At 61.9% G+C, this 20,512-nt stretch carries 18 protein-coding genes and 2 pseudogenes; 6 read left to right on the top strand and 14 right to left on the bottom strand.

Annotated elements, in window-relative coordinates; translation table 11 throughout:
• Window position 1: 1 nt before the first annotated feature.
• From ACXX81_RS09140 to ACXX81_RS09125, 4 genes are all read right to left on the bottom strand, one after another.
• A complete protein-coding gene (locus ACXX81_RS09140; protein ID WP_003236553.1) occupies window positions 2-778 on the bottom strand; it encodes an amino acid ABC transporter permease in 777 nt (258 codons plus the stop codon).
• A gap of 12 nt (window positions 779-790) precedes the next feature.
• Window positions 791-1,600: an ABC transporter substrate-binding protein gene (locus tag ACXX81_RS09135; protein WP_322213726.1), complete on the bottom strand. Its 810-nt coding sequence runs from the start codon at window positions 1,598-1,600 to the stop codon at window positions 791-793.
• A gap of 76 nt (window positions 1,601-1,676) precedes the next feature.
• The gene (locus tag ACXX81_RS09130; RefSeq protein ID WP_231421373.1) at window positions 1,677-2,345 is read right to left on the bottom strand and encodes a GntR family transcriptional regulator; all 669 of its coding nucleotides are present in this window, start codon (window positions 2,343-2,345) and stop codon (window positions 1,677-1,679) included.
• A 290-nt stretch (window positions 2,346-2,635) separates the two neighbouring features.
• The gene (locus tag ACXX81_RS09125; RefSeq protein WP_209982344.1) at window positions 2,636-3,136 is read right to left on the bottom strand and encodes an Lrp/AsnC family transcriptional regulator; all 501 of its coding nucleotides are present in this window, start codon (window positions 3,134-3,136) and stop codon (window positions 2,636-2,638) included.
• A 119-nt stretch (window positions 3,137-3,255) separates the two neighbouring features.
• Here ACXX81_RS09125 and ACXX81_RS09120 point away from each other — a divergent pair, with 119 nt between their 5' ends.
• The 3 genes from ACXX81_RS09120 (at window position 3,256) to ACXX81_RS09110 (ending at window position 6,959) form a co-directional block, all read left to right on the top strand.
• On the top strand, window positions 3,256-4,290 hold the full coding sequence (locus tag ACXX81_RS09120) for a histone deacetylase family protein (protein ID WP_458571543.1): 1,035 nt from the start codon (window positions 3,256-3,258) through the stop codon (window positions 4,288-4,290).
• 48 nt (window positions 4,291-4,338) lie between these two features.
• A complete protein-coding gene (gene ocd, locus ACXX81_RS09115; RefSeq protein ID WP_209982347.1) occupies window positions 4,339-5,391 on the top strand; it encodes an ornithine cyclodeaminase in 1,053 nt (350 codons plus the stop codon).
• A 146-nt stretch (window positions 5,392-5,537) separates the two neighbouring features.
• Window positions 5,538-6,959 (top strand): amino acid permease, encoded by a 1,422-nt coding sequence (locus tag ACXX81_RS09110; protein WP_231421375.1) that lies wholly within the window; start codon window positions 5,538-5,540, stop codon window positions 6,957-6,959.
• 2 nt (window positions 6,960-6,961) lie between these two features.
• Here ACXX81_RS09110 and ACXX81_RS09105 read toward each other — a convergent pair whose 3' ends face one another.
• The 3 genes and pseudogenes from ACXX81_RS09105 to ACXX81_RS09095 form a co-directional block, all read right to left on the bottom strand.
• Window positions 6,962-8,524: a histidine kinase famiy protein gene (locus tag ACXX81_RS09105; protein ID WP_458571542.1), complete on the bottom strand. Its 1,563-nt coding sequence runs from the start codon at window positions 8,522-8,524 to the stop codon at window positions 6,962-6,964.
• Window positions 8,525-8,607: 83 nt separating this feature from the next.
• A pseudogene (locus ACXX81_RS09100) lies at window positions 8,608-9,042 on the bottom strand (methyl-accepting chemotaxis protein); the annotation flags it as partial.
• Window positions 9,043-9,144: 102 nt separating this feature from the next.
• Window positions 9,145-9,831 (bottom strand): annotated as a pseudogene (locus tag ACXX81_RS09095) (PAS domain-containing protein); the annotation flags it as partial.
• A 243-nt stretch (window positions 9,832-10,074) separates the two neighbouring features.
• Between ACXX81_RS09095 and ACXX81_RS09090 the strand changes: the two are divergent.
• On the top strand, window positions 10,075-10,521 hold the full coding sequence (locus tag ACXX81_RS09090) for a thiol-disulfide oxidoreductase DCC family protein (RefSeq protein WP_209982358.1): 447 nt from the start codon (window positions 10,075-10,077) through the stop codon (window positions 10,519-10,521).
• Here ACXX81_RS09090 and ACXX81_RS09085 read toward each other — a convergent pair.
• The 4 genes from ACXX81_RS09085 to ACXX81_RS09070 all read right to left on the bottom strand — a co-directional run bounded on the left by ACXX81_RS09085 (window position 10,518) and on the right by ACXX81_RS09070 (window position 14,677).
• On the bottom strand, window positions 10,518-11,360 hold the full coding sequence (locus tag ACXX81_RS09085) for an alpha/beta fold hydrolase (protein ID WP_322213729.1): 843 nt from the start codon (window positions 11,358-11,360) through the stop codon (window positions 10,518-10,520). The genes ACXX81_RS09090 and ACXX81_RS09085 overlap by 4 nt on opposite strands.
• Before the next feature lie 370 nt (window positions 11,361-11,730).
• Window positions 11,731-13,023, bottom strand: coding sequence for an NAD(P)/FAD-dependent oxidoreductase (locus tag ACXX81_RS09080; RefSeq protein ID WP_458571541.1), 1,293 nt, complete (start codon window positions 13,021-13,023; stop codon window positions 11,731-11,733).
• Between the two features lie 58 nt (window positions 13,024-13,081).
• Entirely contained in the window at window positions 13,082-13,504 is a 423-nt protein-coding gene (locus tag ACXX81_RS09075) for a RidA family protein (RefSeq protein WP_209982363.1), read from the bottom strand.
• Window positions 13,505-13,537: 33 nt separating this feature from the next.
• Entirely contained in the window at window positions 13,538-14,677 is a 1,140-nt protein-coding gene (locus ACXX81_RS09070; protein WP_458571540.1) for an ornithine cyclodeaminase family protein, read from the bottom strand.
• A gap of 184 nt (window positions 14,678-14,861) precedes the next feature.
• Between ACXX81_RS09070 and ACXX81_RS09065 the strand changes: the two genes are divergently transcribed.
• Together ACXX81_RS09065 and ACXX81_RS09060 are read left to right on the top strand one after the other, a co-directional pair.
• Window positions 14,862-15,689, top strand: coding sequence for an AraC family transcriptional regulator (locus ACXX81_RS09065; protein WP_458571539.1), 828 nt, complete (start codon window positions 14,862-14,864; stop codon window positions 15,687-15,689).
• A gap of 131 nt (window positions 15,690-15,820) precedes the next feature.
• Window positions 15,821-16,729 (top strand): ABC transporter six-transmembrane domain-containing protein, encoded by a 909-nt coding sequence (locus ACXX81_RS09060; protein WP_209982368.1) that lies wholly within the window; start codon window positions 15,821-15,823, stop codon window positions 16,727-16,729.
• A gap of 346 nt (window positions 16,730-17,075) precedes the next feature.
• Here the strand turns inward: ACXX81_RS09060 and ACXX81_RS09055 are convergent, their stop codons facing one another.
• The 3 genes from ACXX81_RS09055 to ACXX81_RS09045 are packed head-to-tail and all read right to left on the bottom strand — an operon-like array spanning window position 17,076 to window position 20,460.
• Window positions 17,076-18,017, bottom strand: a complete 942-nt coding sequence (locus ACXX81_RS09055; protein ID WP_458571538.1) for a helix-turn-helix domain-containing protein — start codon at window positions 18,015-18,017, stop codon at window positions 17,076-17,078.
• Window positions 18,018-18,049: 32 nt separating this feature from the next.
• Window positions 18,050-18,856: a 2-keto-4-pentenoate hydratase gene (locus ACXX81_RS09050; RefSeq protein WP_458571537.1), complete on the bottom strand. Its 807-nt coding sequence runs from the start codon at window positions 18,854-18,856 to the stop codon at window positions 18,050-18,052.
• Window positions 18,853-20,460 (bottom strand): bifunctional 3-(3-hydroxy-phenyl)propionate/3-hydroxycinnamic acid hydroxylase, encoded by a 1,608-nt coding sequence (locus ACXX81_RS09045; RefSeq protein ID WP_231421381.1) that lies wholly within the window; start codon window positions 20,458-20,460, stop codon window positions 18,853-18,855. The genes ACXX81_RS09050 and ACXX81_RS09045 overlap by 4 nt, the downstream gene beginning before the upstream one ends.
• Window positions 20,461-20,512: the final 52 nt, after the last annotated feature.

Here is a 20,512-nt window from a genome sequence, read left to right as displayed (position 1 = left end):
GTTAACGTCCCCTCAGCAGTTTAAGGGTGCTGCGACCGAACATGCGGCTGGCGGCCGGAGGTGGCGCCGAAGGTCGATCGGACTGGCCGAAACGGTTTTCCAGCCAGCGTTGGAAAAAGCCCCACAGGGTGGTCAACGTCAGGAAGTAAATCGCGACGACCAGGTACAACTCGAACACGCGAAACGTCGCCGAGGTCACCATCTGCGTGCTGAGCAACAGCTCCTGCACGCCGATCACACTGACCAGCGTGGTGTTCTTGAGCATCACATTGAACTCATTGCCCAGCGGCGGCACGATCACTCGAAACGCCTGGGGCAGCACGATGCGCCGCATCAGCTTGCCGAACCCCATGCCCAGGGAACGCCCGGCTTCGTACTGGCCCTTGTCCACCGCGCCGATGCCGGCGCGGATGATCTCGGCCATGTACGCGCCTTCATTCAGGCCCAGGGCGATGATCGCCGCCTGGATATTGCCGGGGATGATCAGCCCGAACAGCTCGATGTCCTCGAAGCGGAAGATCCCGCCCGCTGCCAGTGCGGTGTACAAAAACACGATCTGCACCAGCAACGGCGTGCCGCGCATCAGCCACACGTAAAGGCGTACCGGCAGGTGCAGCAACGGGTTCTTCGACAGGCGCAACAGCGCCGCCGCCAGGCCCAGCGCGCAGCCGAGCAGCATCGCCAGCACGCTGATCAGGCACGTCAGCCACAGCCCGGTGAGGTAGACCCCACTGGGTTGCAGCAGGTATTGCCAGAACACATCCCAATTGAAATTCATCGTGGTAGAACCTCAGTCCAGTGTGTCGCTGCTGACATGCCATTTGTTGAGCAATTGCACATAGCTGCCATCGCTGCGCATGTCGCTGATGATCTGCTGCACGGCGGCGGTCAGTTGCGGGTCGTCCTTGCGCATGCCCAGGCCGGTGAGGATGCGGCTGAATGCAGGCACCCCTTCCTGGAACAGCTCCGGGGCCATCGCGGCGTAGTAACCGGCGGTTTCCACGGTGGTGCCATAGGCGTCGACCTGGCTGATGCGCAGCGCCTGGAAGGCATCGGTGTCGGTGTTGTAGACCACCAGTTTCATCGGTGGCTTGCCGGCCTTGGCGAGGCTCTCGTTCTGGGTGTCGAGCAGGGTCTTGATGGTGGAACCGTTGAGCACCGCCACCTTGTGCGCAGACAGGTCATCCAGGGTCTTGATGCCTTTGGGGTTGCCCTTGGGCACTACCACCGCCTGGCTGGAGTACATGTAGTTGACGATGTCGATCACCTGGCGGCGCTCGGGTTTGTCGAACAACTGGTCGACGATCATGTCGCACTGCTGGGCAAGCAGCGCCGGCACCAGACCGGAAAACGGAATGACCCGCCATTGCACGGTTTTATTGCCCAGGCGCTTGGCGATTTCCAGGCCCAGGTCGACGGTGAGCCCGCGCGGTTTCTGGGATTCGTCGAAGGACACCAGGGGCGGTGAATCCATCCCCGAGCAGTAGGTGAGTTTGTCGACGCTTTTGAGGCGCTCAGGCACCTGGACTGCGGCGCAGGCCCATTGTGTGCAGAAACCCAGGGTTACAGCCACCAGCAAGGCGCGGTGTTGTTTATGCATGACCAGACACTCCACTTCGTTGAATAACGGGGCAGGAATCAACGTCTAAACCTGGACGGGTTCGGACCCGCCTCTCTTATTTTTCCAGTTGCAGAAATTGAATCAGCAGCGGCACGGTGCTTTCGATGTGTTCGCGCACCACGGCTTCGGCGCGGGCGGCGTCACCGGCGCGAATCGCGTCAAGGATCACCGCGTGTTCCTGACGCGCGCTGAGGGGTTTTTCGCTGTGCTGCAGCCACAAGCGCATGGGCGCTTCCACCAGCGAATACAACGCCGAAATCTGCTTGAGCAAGCGCGGCCGGCCGCTGAGCCCGCACAGGTATTCGTGAAAGGCGCGGTGGCGACGGACCCACGCGGCGCTCTCGTCGCGGTAGTCATCCATCTCGTCCAGCAGCCGCTCCAGAGCCGCCATCTGGCGCTCACCGATACGGCTGACCGCGACGCGCACCGCCAGGCCTTCAAGCGCGCTGCGCATCTCGAACACCTCGTGCAGCTCAGCGATATCCAGGCCACTGACAATGGCCCCGCGATTGGGCCGCAGCGTTACCAGGCCCTGGGCATCCAGGCGGCGGAATGCTTCGCGCACCGGCATGCGGCTCATGCCGATCTCGCCGGCGATATCCTCGGCAATCAGGCGGTCGCCCTTGCGGAAACGGCCGCCGCAGATGGCGTCGAGGAGGAAGTTGTAGGCTTCCTCTTCTGCAGTGAGAGGCTGGCGGTCAGCGTAAGCGGGAGCAAATTGCATGGGCAGCCTCTTTGTATTTTTGTATCCAATTATCCATGGATGCAATAAAGCATGGGCCGTGCCAACAACCTTGGTGCAGCGTTAAATGACTGATTCGAATGTGATCTTTGGTTTGTAGGCAGGAGAGCCGTCGCAGGAACATGGCGCCATGTGCTACCAAATGGCACAGCGGCGATCTATTTGTGTGCACGGAGGTAGCGGGTGTGCGCCGAGTGGGTCTTTGCGGGGCGCTTCCAGCAGATGCTGATGACGACGGACGTGGCGGGAAGGTTTACCGGAACATCCGATTTTCAATCCTTGCTCAATTTGGGTATGGCCATACGACTACCCGCCTTGATTTCACGCAACGCCAGACTCGACTGAATAGACGCGATACCGACCTGGCGCCGCAGCACCTGCTCGATAAAGTCGCTATAGCTATCCAGATCCTCGGCCAACACTTGAAGCACGTAGTCGGCATCTCCGGTGATCTTGTGGCAGGCCAATACCTCTGGCAACTGCGCAATCACTGCCTCGAAGGCGTCCGGAGCGTGATCGGCATGGGTGGAAAAGCGAATGTGCACGAATGCCATGATATCCAGCCCCAGCATTCTTCGATCAAGGGTTGCCTGATAACCCTTGATCACGCCCGCCTCTTCCATCCTCTTGCGCCGTCGCCAGCAAGGCGTGAGGCTCAATGAGAGCCGCTCACTGAGTTCGGCATTGGAAATGCTCGCGTCCTCCTGCAACAGTTCGAGAATGGCCAGATCGGTCTCGTCGAGGCTAATGCGTTTGGATATATTTTTCTTCATTACGCCATTACCGAGTTAAATCGCCCGATAAATATACAGAAGCACGAAAACAAAGCAAAGAACGCCCGTCCTGACCAGAACAGAATATTTGCACTGGCTCACATTAACGGATGCGCAGAATGTTTACAGTTTTCAGTGATTCCCACCGTCTGCACCACGGCACCGAGTTGAAGGATGGCGTGCTCAAGCCGTCGTTCGAGCAGCCCAGTCGGGCCGACACCGTTCACAACCGCGTCAAGCAAGTAGGCCTTGGCCAGATAGTCGGACCGCGCGTGTTTGACCGCGCGTGTTACGTCAACGCGCACAGCGAGCGCTACGTGAGCTTCCTGGAAAGCGCCTGGTCGCAATGGAGCGCCACAGGCCGCACCCATGATGCGCTGCCACTCGTATGGCCTGTACGTGACCTGGCCAACGATCAGGTACCCACGTTCATTGACGGCAAACTCGGCTTCTATGCAATGGATGCAGGCTCGCCGATCACTGCCACCACCTGGCAGGCGGTCAAGACCAGTGCCGATATCGCCCTCACGGGCCTGGCGCTTATCGATGAAGGCCACGACAGTGCCTTTGCCCTTTGTCGTCCGCCGGGCCATCACGCGGCGCGTGAATACATGGGGGGTTACTGCTACCTCAACAACGCGGCCATTGCTGCACAGCAGGCAATCACCCAGGGCGCCAAACGTGTTGCGGTACTTGACGTCGACTTTCATCACGGCAACGGCACGCAGAACATTTTTTACCAGCGCAGTGACGTGATGTTTGTCTCGCTGCACGGCGAGCCGGCCGTGTCCTATCCCTACTATTCGGGGTTCAGCGGTGAAGTCGGCGCCGGCCCCGGCGAAGGGTTCAACCTCAACTACCCGCTGCCGAAAAACACCGCCTGGGAAACCTACCGCGACGCCCTGCTGCATGCCTGCAGGAAACTTCAGCAATTTTCGCCGCAGGTATTGGTGATCTCACTGGGCGTCGACACCTTCAAGGACGACCCGATCAGTCACTTCCTGCTGGAAAGCGAGGATTTCATCGGGATCGGCGAGCTGATCGCGAGTGTTGGCTGCCCCACCCTCTTCGTGATGGAAGGCGGCTACATGGTCGATGAGATCGGCATCAACGCGGTGAATGTACTGCATGGCTTCGAGAGCAAACGCGCCTGAACACCCCTGCTTTACAACGTTTAACTGGATGGATTGGAGAATAAAAAAATGACGCTCTTCCTGGATGTCGATGATGCCGCACGCTTGTTCGCCAAGGTGGGTATCCGCCGGGCGATCCGTGAGATGGCCACCTACATCGAAGCAGACTATTTACGCTGGGCGCAGTTTGACAAGTCGCCGCGCACGGCCAATCACTCCGCAAACGGTGTGATCGAGTTGATGCCTACCGATGATGGCAAGCAGTATTCCTTCAAGTACGTGAACGGCCATCCGGACAATGGTCAGCAGCACCTGCTGACGGTGATGGCATTCGGTCTGCTGGCCGATGTCCACAGTGGCTATCCGACCCTGCTCAGCGAGCTGACCCTGACAACCGCAGTGCGCACCGCTGCAACCTCGGCATTGGTCGCGCGTACACTTGCCCGTCCAGGGGCCACCTCGATGGCGCTGATTGGCAATGGCGCTCAGAGCGAGTTTCAGGCACTTGCCTTCCATGAAATGCTGGGCATCAGCGAAATCCGCATCTTCGATATTGATCGCGATGCCTCACTCAAGCTGCTGCGCAACCTGGCGGCTTTCCCGACGATCAACGTGATTCACGCCGACTCCGTACAGGAAGCGGTCAAGGGCGCGCACATTGTCACCACCGTGACCGCCGACAAGGCCTACGCAACGATCCTGACGCCCGAGATGATCGAGCCCGGCATGCATATCAATGCCGTCGGCGGCGACTGCCCGGGCAAGACCGAACTGCACGCCGACATCCTGCGCAACGCCCGGGTCATCGTGGAATTCGAACCTCAAACGCGGATTGAAGGTGATATTCAGCAACTGGAGGCTGACTCGCCCGTCGTCGAGTTTTTCCGGATTGTGCAAGGCGACGTCCAGGGACGCGAGAGCGATGGGCAGGTGACGGTCTTCGATTCCGTGGGCTTTGCCCTCGAGGATTTCTCGTCGCTTCGCTACCTGCAGGCGATGGCGCACGAACATCAGGTCGGTCGGCACATCCACCTGGTACCCACGCCTGAAAATATAAAGAACCTGTTCCAGATGCTGGATCAGCAGCCGGCCAAAGCCGCCCATCTGCGCACGGCCAGTTGACCTGCGAGTGACGCCCCCGGCATTTGAACTGGGGCCGTCACTGTCCACATAAAACAACACCGTCACCCGTCATTGCCTCCTGACAATGGCGCTGGATATCCACTTTTCTGCCAAAACTCAAAAACATAAGATCAAGAGGTTTTGAAATGAAATCGAATTCATCAGAGCGGGCTGAGCAGCCTGCGCTGCAGCGCACGCTCAGCAATCGTCACATCCAGTTAATGGCCATGGGCGGCGCCATTGGCACGGGCTTGTTCATGGGCTCCGGAAAGATCATCGCCCTCTCCGGCACCTCGATCATCCTTATCTACATGATCATTGGCCTGTTCGTTTACTTCGTCATGCGTGCCATGGGCGAAATGCTGCTTTCCAACTTGAATTTCAAGACCTTTGCGGATTTCGCCGGCGCCTACCTGGGCCCCCGCGCCGCATTTTTTCTCGGCTGGTCGTATTGGCTGAGCTGGAGCGTTGCGGTGATCGGCGATGCCGTCGTGGTGGGAGGCTTTTTCCAGTACTGGTTCCCCCACCTGCCCGCCTGGATACCGGCTATCGGGATGCTCGCGACACTGTTCGCCCTGAACGTGCTGACGGTCAGACTTTTCGGTGAAGTCGAATTCTGGTTCGCGATCATCAAGATCATCGCCGTGGTGACGCTTATCGGCGTGAGCATCGTGCTGATTGCCAGCTCGTTCGTATCCCCCAGTGGCGTGACCGCGTCCCTCGGCCACCTGGTGGATAAGCAGGCTGCATTCCCTCATGGCGTGCTGGGTTTCTTTGCCGGCTTCCAGATGGCGATATTCTCCTTTGCCGGCACCGAACTGATCGGCACCGCTGCGGCAGAAACCCGGTCTCCGGAGCGGACCCTGCCCAAGGCAATCAACTCGATTCCGCTGCGAATCATTCTGTTCTACGTGTTGGCATTGGGCTGCATTATTGCCGTGACGTCCTGGCAACAGGTGTCACCTGTAAAAAGTCCTTTTGTCGAACTTTTCCTCGTCGCCGGCTTTCCCGCAGCAGCCGGCATCGTTAACTTCGTAGTCCTGACATCCGCCGCGTCATCGGCCAACAGTGGCGTATTCTCCTCCAGCCGTATGCTGTTCGGGCTGGCGAATCAGGACAACGCCCCGGGTATTTTTCGGCGACTGTCGGGCAACAGTGTGCCGCTGCTGAGCCTGGCCTTCACCACCCTGTTGATGCTGGCGGGTGTACTCGTGCTGTTCATCGTCCCGGAAGTCATGACGGCATTCACCATCGTTTCCACCGTGTCAGCGATTCTGGTGATCTTCACGTGGTCGACCATCCTCGCGTCCTACATTGCCTATCGCAAAAAGCATCCTGAGCTTCACGCCAAGTCGGCTTACAAGATGCCGGGCGGCGTGCCCATGGCAGGGTTCTCACTGGCTTTTCTGGGCTTCGTTCTGTGCCTGCTGGCATTGCGACCTGACACGCGCGTTGCCTTGATGGTCATGCCGGGGTGGTTCATATGGCTGGCAATTGCTTATCAGCTGACACGCAGCAGGAAGCCTGCTTGCTCGGGTGCTCAGGTGACGATAACCCGGGGCCTGTGACGCTAGTCGTCGAGCATCGTGCGGATTTTCCTCGGCAGGTCCTGCGGCTGATAGGGTTTGGGCAACAGCTCGAACTCATGCACCTGTATATCCGCGCGCTCCAGCGAATCTTTCGCATAGCCCGTGGTGAGCAATACGCGGGTATGCGGGTACAGCCGGGCGACCTCACGGGCCAGTGCCGCGCCGTTCATGGCGCCCGGCATGATCAGGTCACTGAACACCAGGTCATAGCGGACGTTCTCCAGCATCGCCAACGCCTGCTCGGCATGGGTCGCGGTCGCGGTCCGGTAACCGTAGTCAGTCAGTATGACCTGGACCAGCTCGGCCACTTCGGGTCGGTCCTCCACGATCAGGATGTGCTCAATGCCTCGCAACGAGGTGGTGTCAGACGGCGGCTGTTCGACCCAGGCCTGGCTGTCGTCGGCTGGAAAGTAGAGACGTATCGTCGTTCCGGCGCCCGGGGATGAGCGGATCCGCGCAGCTCCGCCCGATTGTTTGACGAACCCGTACACCATCGACAGCCCCAGTCCCGAGCCCTTGCCCTCCTCCTTGGTGGTAAAGAACGGCTCGATGATTTTTTCCTGTATGCCCGGCTCTATGCCGTTGCCATTGTCGGTCACCGACAGGCTGACGTATCGGCCCTCGGGCACCCCGTTTTCAGGCGACTCAACGTTGCAGGTCGTGAGGCTGATCGTCGGCTCGACGCACCCCTCCAGCGCATCCTGGGCGTTCGATAACAGGTGCTGCACCGCCAGCTCTGCCTGGGCAGGGTCGATGCGGCAGTTCCACAGGTTCGGCGCGAGGTCCATCTGCACATTGGCGTCATGCACGGCACGCCGCATGAAATCGGGCCGGGTGAGCAGGCAGTTCAGATTGATCACGCGACTGTCGAGCCGCTGTTTGCGCGAAAACGCCAGCAACTGTTGTGTCAATGTCTGTGCTTTTTCAGCCGCCGCCCTGGCACGACCGGCGCTGTTGAAGATGCGCTGCAGATCGCCGTCGGGGCGCTTCGCGCTTTGCTGGATCAAGTCGAGATAGCCGACCATTACCTGCAGCAGGTTGTTGAAATCGTGGGCGATGCCGCCGGTGAGTTGTCCCAGCGCTTCCATGTCCTGGGCGCCACGCAGGCGCTGCTCGGCATCGTGGCGGCGGCTCACGTCCAGCTGTGAAGCAAAGAAGTACACCAGTTGCCCCGCTTCGTTGAACAGCGGCGCGATGAAGATTTCATTCCAGAACGTCGAGCCGTCCTTACGGTAATTGAGCACCTCCACACAGACTTCATGGTGACGCTCGATCGCCCGCTGCGCGTGCGCAAGGGTGCTCTTGTCGGTTTCGGGGCCCTGCAGGAACCTGCAGTTGCGTCCGATGATTTCGTCCTGTTCAAAGCCGGTCAGGTTCACGAAGGCCTGGTTGGCAAAGATGATCGGATTGTCGGGCTGCGCGGGATCGGTCACGATCATCGCGCTGTGGCTGGCGTCCATGGCTGCCAAGAAGAGGTCTTTGCGGTGGGAGGACAGCGTCGCTACAGCGACACTGTCGACCACGGGCGTGTTCTTTCTAGCCAAGGTTCACCTCCGGGGCAGTGGTGCGTTTTCCATGGACCATGAAAACGCCGCGGAGTGCGACCCTGTGCGTGGCCGCTCGGCCGCTAGCCCACCTGCGTGGCAAACCTGCCCACGGCATCCACCACCCGCTTGGCGCCGTCCTGAATCTCGACAATCACCTGGCCCGCCTGCGTGGCCAGCTCCAGGCCCTGCTCGGCCTGGGATTTGCTGTTGGCCATTTCGGCAACCGTCTCATCCACCAGCTTCTGGTTCTGCAACACCACTGAGGCGATCTCTTCGGTGGCCGTGCTGGTGCGTCCGGCCAATTGGCGAACCTCATCGGCCACCACGGCAAAGCCTCGACCCTGCTCGCCCGCGCGCGCCGCTTCGATGGCCGCGTTCAACGCCAGCAGGTTGGTTTGCTGGGCGATGCTGCTGATGGTCTGGATGATCGAGCTGATCAACAGCGACTGCTTGCCAAGGGCTTCGACGCCGCCGGAAGCGGCCTGCATGTCTACCGAGACCTTACGCATGGTATGCATGGTGTCATTGACCACCACGGCGCCGCGCTGGGCCGTTACATCGGTCTGCCGGGAGATTTCAAAGGCAGTCTGGGCCGCTTCGCTGACCTGTTGTTCGCGGGCCACCTGGTCGGTGACCACCGTGGCGAACTTCACCACCTTGCACAGCGTGCCTTCGGTGTCATACACCGGGTTGTAGGTCGCTTCCAGCCAGACCGTCTGGCCGCGGCTGTCGATACGCTCAAAGCGGCCGCCGACAAATTCGCCCCTGTTCAAGGTGGCCCAGAAATCCTTGTACTGCTGCGACGCGGCGTCTTCCGGCTTGCAGAAAATACGGTGATGACTGCCTTTGGCCTGGCCCAGGTTGTAGCCCATCGCCTTGAGGAACTGTTCGTTGGCCATCAGCACATGCCCGGAGAGATCAAACTCGATCACCGCCGTCGAGCGCAGCAAGGCATCGATGAAAGAGGTGTTTTCCGAAGCTTTTTCCAGCCGGGAAGTGATGTTGGTCGCGTAGCACGTGACGTGGCTCAAACTGCCACTGGTATCGGTGATGGGCTGCCAATGGGCATGAATCCACACCAGCGAGCCGTCCGCATGCAGGTAGCGGTACTCGTCCGTGATCGACTTGCCGGCGGCAACGGCGGCGCGAAAGTGCTGATAGCACGGCAGCCTGGAAACGTACTGCGGAACGACATCAGTCATCGCCCGCCCCAGGAGCTGCTCCGGGGTGTAGCCCAGGGCATGGGCAAAGTTGTCGTTGCAGGCGGTGATTTTAAACGTCGGATCGATACTCAACGTCAGCATTTCATGGTTCAGGCCGTCGCGCAGTTGGCGCAGCTGGGCCAGCTCGGCAGACTGGGCATTGAGCTGTTGCTTGATTTTGGAGTTGAACATTGGGCAGCGCCTCTTGGGTCATACCCACGCTATCGGCAAGGTCGGCAGCATATTGAGGCCCCGTGCAAAAGCGGCTGATGGACTGTCGGCGCACGTTGCAAGTGCGATTCTTTGCGCCTATCGTGTCGAATAACCTATACAGAGCGATAAATCTTGTACAAGAAAACCCAATGGCCTCTGACCCTCTACTTTGATGGCGATTGCCCACTTTGTGCGCGAGAGATCAAGCTGCTCAGTGCCAGGGCAACGCCGGATCGCCTGCTGTTCGTTGACATCAGCGCTGAGGCATTCGACGCGACGCCCCTGGGGTTCACCGCAGCGGACATGGCCTCGTCACTGCACGCCAGGTTCGCCGATGGAACCTGGGTCACCGGCCTCGACGCGACGCTCTGGAGCTGGCGGGCAGCGGGCCTGGGCGCCTGGGCCGCACCGTTGTCCTGGCGCCTGACCCGGCCGCTGCTGAACATCGGCTATCGCCTGTTCTGCCGCTGGCGCCCGCACCTGGCCTGGCTGCCGCACCCTGACGGCAGCGCTCGCTGTGGCGCGGATGGCTGCGCCGTTCCCGGCGGCCGCGCGACCAGTGCGGAAAAAAAGACCTAGACGTCCAACAGGCTATCAAGGAACGCGATGACCAGCCGGTTGAATGTCTCGGCCTGATCGTCGTGCACATAGTGGCTGGCGTCCGCGACTTCGGCGGTGCGCACCATCGCGTTGCTGTCGCGCATGGCTTGCAGCGTCGCTGCCGGCAGGAAGTCCGAGCGCGCGCCGCGAATGAACAGCGTCGGGCAATCCAGGGCGCGCACCGCCGGCCACAGGTCGGTCGGCTCGATACTCAAGCGTGCCTCGGCGATGCCTTGCTGATCATGGCGCCAGGTGATCACGCCGGCGCTTTCTTTCATCGAGTGTGCCAGCCGCGAGGCCAGGCCCTGCTCCGACAGGCCGGGGCGTGAGGTCTGCCAGAACGCGCGGGCGGCGTCCCAATTGTCGAACTGCAGCGGGGTCTGGTTCATCTCGCGGCGGATGCGCGCGGCGCCGTCCCCCTGGCTGGAGGAGCCGGGGCCGATGTCTTCGATGATCAGGCCCGTCAGGCGGCCGGGGTTTTGTCGGGCGTATTCGAGGGCGTTGGCGCCGCCCAGGGAGTGGCCCAGCAGGATGAAGCGCTGCAGGCCGGCGTGGGCGACCAAGTCCTGCAGGTCGTCTACGTAGGACTGTGTGTGGTAGCTGGTGGGCGGTGCCCAGTCGCTCAGGCCGCGGCCGCGTTGGTCCAGGGCGTAGACGCAGTAGGTGGGGCCGAGCGCTTTTACCAGTGATTCCCAGGTTTGTGCGTAGGCGCGCAGGCCGTGGAGCAGGACCAGGGGGGTGCCGCTTGGATGGCCCCAGCGCAGGATGTGCAGGTTGAGGCCGGTGCGGTTGGTGAAGAAGCTGCTGGTTGGGGGCATTGGGTGGGTCCGCCGTGGGTTTAATGTGAGAGCTGGCTTGCCTGCGATAGCGGTCTGACGGTGTACATATGCGTTGTTGCGGTAACGGCTGATTACGGTTCCGCCCTTACGGCGGGTCACTTTGGAAAAGCCCCAAAGTAACCAAAGGGCTCTTGCCCCACCACTCGGCACCTCGCTCAGGCTCGGTGTGCCCGCACGCAGGCTTGAATCCGTGGGCCGCCGCAATGGGCCATCCATGGCCCAGTGCGGCTAACCCGGCGTCCTGCCGGGTTACCCACGGATTCAAGCCTGCGTTCGGCCAGCGTGGTTGATGGGGCGCCTGAGATCAAAATCAAAGGCAGGATCAAGAGCCGATCAACGGCTGGGTTGGTTAGAAACGGTCGAAGCGGTATGGGCTTGGGTCGATGATGGGGGGGTGGCCGCTGATGAGGTCGGCGGCCAGTTGGCCGGCGGCCGGTGAGGTGCCGAAGCCGTGGCCGGAGAAGCCGGTGGCGACGGTGAGGCCGGGGATTTTTTCGACGGGGCCGATGACCGGGTTGGAGTCCGGGGTGACGTCGATAGTGCCGGCCCAGGTCTGGGCGATTCGGGCTTGCTCGAACACCGGCCAGGCGGCTTTGAGGTTGTTCATCGCGTCGTTGTTCAGCCGTGGGTTGGCGGCCGGGTCCTGGGTACGCACGCGTTCGAACGGGCTGATGCTGTCGGCCGACCAGCGTCGCGACAGGGCCAGGTCGTTGAAGAAGTATTTGCCCAGGGACACGTTCAATACGCTGCGTTGCGCACGGAATTGGGGCATGTATTGCCGGGCCAGCAGCAGGTGGTCGAGGGTCAGGAACGCATCCAGCTTGCCGCGCTGGGTGATGATGAAGCCGCCGTCCTGGTGTTTGCGAAACGAAAAGTCCGGCGCGCCCACGGCAATTTCGGTGGGGCCTTGCATCGGATGGGTGCGCATCACCGAGCAGGTCAGGGCCAGGGTCGGCAATGACACGCCGAGGTTGCCCAAAAAGCGCCGCGACCACATGCCGCCGGCGAGCAATACCTGGTCGCAGCGGATTTCGCCCTTTTCAGTGACCACGCCGCTCACCTTGCCGGCCGACATCTGCAGCGTGCGCACTGCGCACTGCTCGATGATCACTACGCCCAGGGCCATCGCCGCCCTGGCGATCGCGCTGCTGGCCAGGGTCGGTTCGGCGCGGGCGTCGGACGCGGTGTAGATCCCGCCGGCCCACTCGCCCTGGCCACCCGGCACGCGTTGCGCGATTTCGCGATGACTGAGCAACTGCGAGTCCAGGGAAAGGTGCTCGACCGACTTGAGCCAGCCTTCATGCATGGCCATCTGCGCCTCGTTGCGGGCGACGAACATGATGCCTTCCTGGCGATAACCGACATCCGCGCCGACCCGTCCAGGCATTTGCGCCCACAGGCGGTCGGCGGCCAGCGCCAGCGGAATGTCATGGGCGTGACGGCTGGTCTTGCGTACCCAGCCCAGGTTGCGCGAGGACTGCTCGCCGGCGATACGGCCCTTTTCCAGGACCACCACCGGGATATTGCGCTCAGCCAGTGCCAGCGCGGCGGTCAAGCCAATGATCCCGCCGCCGATGATGACAACGCCGGTCGCGGAGGGGAATTCGGTGGACGTGTTCACGGGCGCAATAGTCGGGGCCATGATCGAGACTCGCAAAACAGGAAAGGTCGGCCGCGCGAATGCACGGCCGCGTAACGGATTACTGCGCCAGGCGAATCACTTCGACTTGAGCGTTGGAGGCGTTGCGGTAAGCCGTCACCTCCAGTTCCACCTTGTAGACCGTCGAGCCCAGCGGCGGGCAGGTCACGGTACTGGCCGGGTCGACGCCGCGAAACTTTTCGCCGATCAGCCCCATCACCGCCGGCACGTCCCTGGGGTCCTGGATGAACACCCGCGAGCACACCACATCGGCCAGGCTGGCATCGACTGCCTTCAAGGCCGACTCGATGTTGGCAAACACCTGGTGCGTCTGCTCCAGAACGTCTTCGGGGATCAGTTTGGTCTGCGGATTGCGGCCGGCGGTATTGGAGACGTAGATCCAGTTGTCCACCACCACCAGGCGCGAATAGCTGGCCTGGTCTTCAAACGGCGAACCAGTCTTGAGCTTGATGATTTTTGTCATGTCGAAGGTCTCTTCAGTTGGGTAAGGAGTGGTTCAGCGCAGCTCAGGGGTTTCCCACAGGTTCAGCTTCACGCCGATGCCCTGTTTGATCGCATTGCGGTACACCACCGTGCCCCACGCCACGTCCTCGACCGGCATGCCGCCGACCGACATGATGATGATCTCGTCATCGTTGCGACGGCCCTGGGCATCGCCGGCGACGATCTTGCCGATGTCTTCCAGCGCTTCGCGCTGCAGCGTGCCTTCGGCAATCATGTCCATGAACCGCACGCCAATCACCGGCACGCAGTGGTGCGCAGGCTTGGGCAGTTCGTCGAACCAGGCTTCGTAAAGGCCGGTGTTGTCCAGCACCTTGCGCACGTCGGCGCGCTCCATGCCCTCGTCCAGCGAGCAGGAGGCGGGCATTGCCATGAAGCATCCCGGCTTGACCCACTCGCGCTTCACCATTGGGTAGTTCGAGGGGTCGCCTGTCTCACCGGAGCTACAATAAGTAACAAGGTCGGAATCACGGACCACCTCTTCAAGGCTGTCGACCACATTAATCGTGGTGATCTGCGGATAGGTTTGCTTCACCCAGCCCAGAAAATCATTCAGGCTTTTCTCGCCACGACCCTTGATCTTCAAGGTGTCGATATGCGGGCAAACGGCGATGAACGCGGCGAGCGTGGTCTTGCCCATCACGCCCGGGCCGAGCAGGCCGACCACTTTGGAGTCCTTGCGGGCCAGGTGGCGCGCGCCGACGCCGGGGATCGCACCGGTGCGATACGCCGACAACAGGTTGGCGGACATGTGCGCCAAGGGGGCGCCGGTGTCAGGGTCATTGAGGGTGAACATCAGGATCGAGCGTGGCAGGCCTTTCTCGCGGTTGGCGATGTTGGAGCCGTACCATTTCACCCCTGCGGTGCAGAAGTTGCCGCCCAGGTAGGCCGGCATCGCCATCATGCGGCGGTCGGCGGTGGGTTTGGGCATGTTGGGGAACGGCGAATCCTTCGGGAAAATCACCATCGCGCCATGGGAATCGTTGTTCGGCCCGGCCATGCGGTAGTCCCCGCTGTACAGAAGGCCGAACATTTCCTCCATGGTATTCACACAAGCGAGCATGTCGGTCACGCCGGCGCGGATCATGTCCTGCTCGGACAAGTAGATGAAGTCTATTCTTGCAGTAGTGGCCATTATTATTCTCGACTCAAAGAGATACCGCTGCGGTAGGCGCTGCTCCCACGCTATCGAGGTCGAGTATCGGGCTGCGTGGGTCGGCGGTATTGTAAATTTCGGACATCACGGTTCGGCGCACAGCCAGGAGTTGGCGCGATAAGTGCGTGAATATTCCCGCCTATTTCCCTGGTAAGGTCCGGTCATGCTCAACCTGTGTTCACCGCCCATACGGCGGCACACCGCTTATGAACAACCGTGGTTCGTGCTCAACTCATCGCGGTATTCGGTAGTGCCTTGCGAACACCCGGCGATTTCGCATTTCTACGCCTTCGACGTCGCCCACTCGGCTGACCTGCTGGCGGTGCCGGATGGCTGCGTGGACATCGTGTTCGACTGCGACGCCACGCGCCCCAGCGTGAAGATCTGCGGTACGCCGCTGCAAGCCCAGCGGGTTGAACTGCTGCAGGGCCATCATTACTTTGGTGTACGCTTTGCGCCGGGGGTCATTCCAGGTTTCATCAATGTCATGGCCGAGGACCTGACCGAACAGGAATGGGACCTGCTGCAAGTGTCGGCATTTGCCCAGAGCATTTTCGAGAACATCGTCAATGCCCCGCTGCTGCAGGACCAGATCAAGCTGTTCAACGACTACCTGGCCCCGCGCCTGATGGGCCGCACCTCGAAGCTGACCGCCATCGTTATCCAGCAGGCGCTGGCCCATCGCGGCGACCTGCGCATCCAGCACCTGGAAGACCTCAGTGGCTACACCAGCCGCACGATTCATCGCCAGTTCAGCCAGGACACCGGCGTGTCGCCCAAGACTTTCTTCCGCATCATTCGCTGCCAGGCCGCCCTGGACACGCTGAACAACCAGCGCGACGTGTCGTTCTCGGACCTGGCGCTGGACCTGGGCTTTTCCGATCAATCGCACTTCCTGCGCGACTTCAAGAAGCTCGTCAGCACCACGCCCTGCGAGTACCAGCGCAAAATGCTGCAGAACGCCTACAACGAGCGCATCCGTTTCGCCTGAAACCCTGCCCTTCCCCGCTGCACGTTGTTTGCGGCCTCCATGCGTTCTCCATGATTCCTTCACTGACCCTGCACGCTTGCCAGGCATCATCGGCACCCGCTGAAATACCCAATGCGCTCCACAGGTGCCCCATGCCCTCCGTCACACCACCGATCCTTATCGTAGCCAGTGAAAAACTCGCCCAGCAATCCGCCAGCCAGACCCTCAAGGCCATTGCCCGGACCTACCCCGGCAAGTTGTTCGCCACCTTGTCGCTGGTCGCGCTGGAGAACGCATTGCTGTTGGCCTACCCGCTGTTCGCCGGCTTTGCGGTGGACTCGATCATCCGTGGCGATGCCGCCAGTGCGTTGCTGTATGCCGGCGTGGTGCTCGGGTTCTGGGTGGTGGGCGCGGCGCGCCGGGCACTGGACACGCGCACCTTCACGCGCATCTACGCAGACCTTGCCGTGCCGGTGATTCTCAACCAGCGCCTGCAACGCCACAGCACCTCCAAGGCGGCGGCGCGGGTAGTGCTGGCGCGGGACTTCGTGGATTTCTTCGAAAAGCATGTGCCGATCATCGCCACCGCGCTGGTCTCGATCATCGGCGCAGCCGGCATGCTGTTGGTGATCGAGCCGTGGGTCGGCCTGGCGTGCCTGGTGGCATTACTGCTGTGCCTCACGGTCATGCCCGGTTTTGCCCGACGCAACCAGCGTTTGCACGAGCGCCTGAACAATCGCCTGGAAAAGGAAATCGGCCTGGTCGAAGCCGTGGGTGAGCACACATTGCACCGTCACTACCACGTACTGTCGCGCCTGCGCATTCGGCTGTCGGACCGTGAAGCCGTGGCCTTCCTGTGCATCGGCGTAGTCTCGGCGCTGCTGTTCGTGGTCGCCATCAGCCAACTGGCGTTGGCGCCTGCGGTAAAAGCCGGGCATATCTACGCGGTGATGACCTACCTGTGGACCTTCGTCAGTTGCCTGGATGAGGCGCCGTCGATGATCGACCAACTGGCGCGCCTCAAGGACATCGGCAAGCGCGTGGACCCGGGACTGGCTTGAGCGCCTGACCAATAACTCAGGCCGAATCCGATCCAAATGTGGGAGGGGGCTTGCTCCCGATGGCGGCGGGTCAGGTGAATTTCTTTGGCTGACATCCCGCTATCGGGAGCAAGCCCCCTCCCACACTTGATCGGCTGTGTGTCAGTCGGCATTTTTTCAATAGCTATGGCGCAGCATTTCACGGTCAGCTACTGACACAGCACAGTCAAAATGTGGGAGGGGGCTTGCTCCCGATGGCGGCGGGTCAGTTGAGACTTCTTGGGCTGACACACTGCTATCGGGAGCAAGCCCCCTCCCACACTTGGACTGTAGTGCATCAGATCTGTACCGATGGCCGGGCAACACCTCAGCTCGAGGCCCGGCGCGTTTCCGAGGGCGACTCGCCAAACAGCTCGCGGTAATGCGTTGCGAAGTGGCTCAGGTGGAAAAAGCCCATGGCCACGGCAATCTCGCCGACGTTCTTCTCGCTCGCCGACGTCGCGATCAACTGCCGCCGTACTGCGTTGAGGCGCAGGTTGCGCAGGTACTCGACCGGGCGCATGTCGGTCACCGCCTGGAAACTGTTCTGCAGGGTGCGGCGGCTCACGCGCAGTTGCTCGCACAGATCCAGGATGCTCAACGGCGTATCGCCGCTGGCGATGATCAGCTCCTGGCTACGCCGGACCAGGTACGCGCTGACCGCGAAATTGCCGCGGCGGCCGCGCACTTCATCGCCGGCGTGGCTGAACAGATCGAGAAACGCCCCGAGCAGTTCATCTTCCAGCATCTTCTCCGAGGCCGGGCTGATGGCGTGCGCATGTTCCAGAAAGTGAAGAAACAGTGGGTGGATGCGCTGACGAATGCGCAGCAGTAACGCTTCATCCACGCTGAGCGCCGACACGCTGGTCAGACGCTTGAGCTGCTCGGCGGACAACTCGAACGCCGCCAGTTTGGCAAAGCGCACCGCATCGACGTTGAGCGAAAAAAAATGCGTGCCCTGGGGCGCATGCAGTACGAACTCCTCGGCATCGCGCAACAGCACCACACTCTGTGCGCTCACCTGTTGGCCCTGCACCACCGGCGGGCTGCCCAGCGACATCGCCGCGCACAGGCGGCCCTTGGGCGAGCGGCCATGCTGCACGACGCGCTTGTCGAGCACCTCCTGGAAAATCTGAAAACGATCCCCGGACAGCTGGCGCAGCTCGCTGTTCAGGCAGCCGCGGCCGAGCTGGTCGTAGACCTGCTGCCAGCCCTGGATAGAGCCGGCGTGCTGTTGGGAGTCATTGAAGGTGCGCACTTCGGCAAGCATAAGTGTCATTCCTCGGCGGCCTGAAGCGGGGCTCAGTCGTCCGTGACGGCAGCGGACGTTGGCGCAGGCGCGATGCCGGCGTGAAAATCCAAAGCCAGTTCCGTGCCAAGCATGTGCAAACGATACGCTCCCGGTTCTATCGCCAGCGGCGCCAGCAACGCACCGGACAACACCACCTGCCCGGCCTCCACCGGATGACCATCAGCCAACAGGCGTCGCACCAGCCAGCACAGGTTGAACAACGGGCTGTCCTCCCGCGCCTGGGTGTCGCCGCTGCCCAGCAAGATGCCCCCGTGCTCCAGCCGATAGGCCACGCAGGCATGCCGCGTCGCGTCGAACGGCACGCGCGCGCCCACACAGTAACGGCCTGCGGCGGCGTTATCGGCCAGAAATGCGCCAAGCCCGAACTGCCAGCCTTGCCAGCGGCAGTCGGCGATCTCGAACGCTGGCGCCACCTCGGCAATCGCCGCCAGAATCTGCGCATCGCTGTAGTCACCCGGCGCCAGCGTCTGCCCGAACACCAGGGCCAGTTCCACTTCCAGCTTGGGCTGGATCAGCCGCCCGCACGCCACCGCACTGCCCGGCGCCACCGCCATGGCCTGGGTAAGCGCGCCGTACACCGGCTCATCGAGGCCAAAGCGCGCCTGCGCGGAGCGGCCGGCAAACGCCACTTTCCAGCCGCTCAAGCGCTCGCCGCCTGCCGTGCGTTGTGCCAGGCTCTGGCGCAGCAGCGTGTAGCCTTGCTGCTTGTCGAGCGCCTCGGCCGGCAACGGCGCAATGGCCTGCACAGCGTGCGCGGCCTGCTGCAAGTGCGCGAGCACAGCGTTAACGCCGCTCATGACAGTTGCTCCGCCAGTTTGCGCAGTACGCCGTCGAGTCGCTCAGGCGTAGTGATGGCGGCGACAAAACGGTCCGGACGCACCACCACGATGCAATCACGCACCCTGGAGAACCATTCACCCAGGCGGTTATCCACGTCCTCCACACTCAGGGCGTCGCTGGCGGTCAACGGCTGGTTGCGTCCCACACCGCTGCGCGAACGATTGACCTGAATGAAACGCGTGCCCCACCCGGCCCAATACTCGGCCATGGCAGCGCTCAAGTGTTCACCCGGGTTCACCCGATACCCGAGCACCGCATAGCCATCGCCGAGCATTTCGTCGAGGCGTCGGCGCTGGCCCTGGGCATCTTCGATGGACGGCTGGATAAACAACTGGCCGACCAGGTCGTCCTCGCGCAACTCGGCGCGCTCGTGGTGGACCAGGCCTTTGGTGATGGTGGCCTTGGGTTTGAACTTGAACTCCAGCAAATGCGAACGCAGGTTGTCGACGCTGTTGACCGCCTGGAACAGCCAGTCGCGCACCCCGGCCATCAGCGGGTTGGTCAAGCCGAGGACGGCGCCCATGTTGTCGGCCAGGGCGACCAGTTCGGTCGCGTGGCCACGGCGCTCCTGATCGTAACTGCCAAGGATCGACGGTGCCGCGCGGCCCTGGATGATCGCCGCGAGTTTCCACGCCACATTGGCCACGTCGCGCAGGCCGGAGTTGAGGCCCTGCCCGGCCCAGGGCGGGGAGATATGCGCCGCATCGCCGACCAGCGCCACACGGCCTTCGACAAAGCGCGCCGCGACCCGCGAGTGGTGGGTGTAGGCGCGAATACGGATGATATCGAGGTCGTTGACCGCATCGCCGATGTGCCCGTGGATCAGCCGGCGAATGGTCGCCTCTTCGCACATCTTCGCCTCGTCCTCGCCCTCCATCAGCATGAATTCCCAGCGTCGCTGCTGGTAAGGCAGGTAGATGCACACGAAGGGCCGCTGCGGGTCGGCATGCAGTGCGGTGAACGGCGCATCGAGGGTATCGTTGGCGGTGTCGACCACCACCCATTTGCGCGGGTGGGTCAGCCCGAGCAGCTCGATGCCCAGTTGTTTGCGCACCGTGGAGCGCCCGCCGTCGGCACCGATCACGTAGTCGGCCTGCAACGCATAAACGTCGCCGTCGGCACCGCGCACCTGCAGGGTCACGCCCTCCCCGTCCTGGGCCAGCTTGAGCAGTTCGTGGCCCTGGCGCAGCTCGACGCCGGCGTGCCGGCCCAGGTGTTCACGCAGGGTGCCTTCGAGCAACTGCTGCATGAAGATGTTGCGCATCGGCCAGCCGTAATGCGCGGTACTCGGCTTGACCTCGGCAAAGCACACGCCGCGCGCGTTGTAATAGCGCAGCGGCACGTCGCAGATCATGTCGCGCACCGCCAGGTCGGCCATGCCGATGCCCTGCAACACGCGCAACGCTTCGTCGTCCATGCCCACGGCGCGGGGATACGGCAGGATGCCGTCGGCCAGTTCGAGGACCACGCAGTCGATGCCGTACACCCCCATGTAATGCGCCGCCGTGATCCCGTTGGGGCCACCGCCGACGATGACCACCTGGGTCTTCTCCTGCTTCATCGCTATTCACCGCTGTTCTTGTTGTGGTTGAGGTCCGCCAGCGCTCACGCCT

The sequence above is a fragment of the Pseudomonas sp. GNP013 genome (assembly GCF_054343995.1).
Note: the sequence above shows the minus strand (reverse complement) of the source record. Positions and strands in the feature narration are given on the sequence as shown.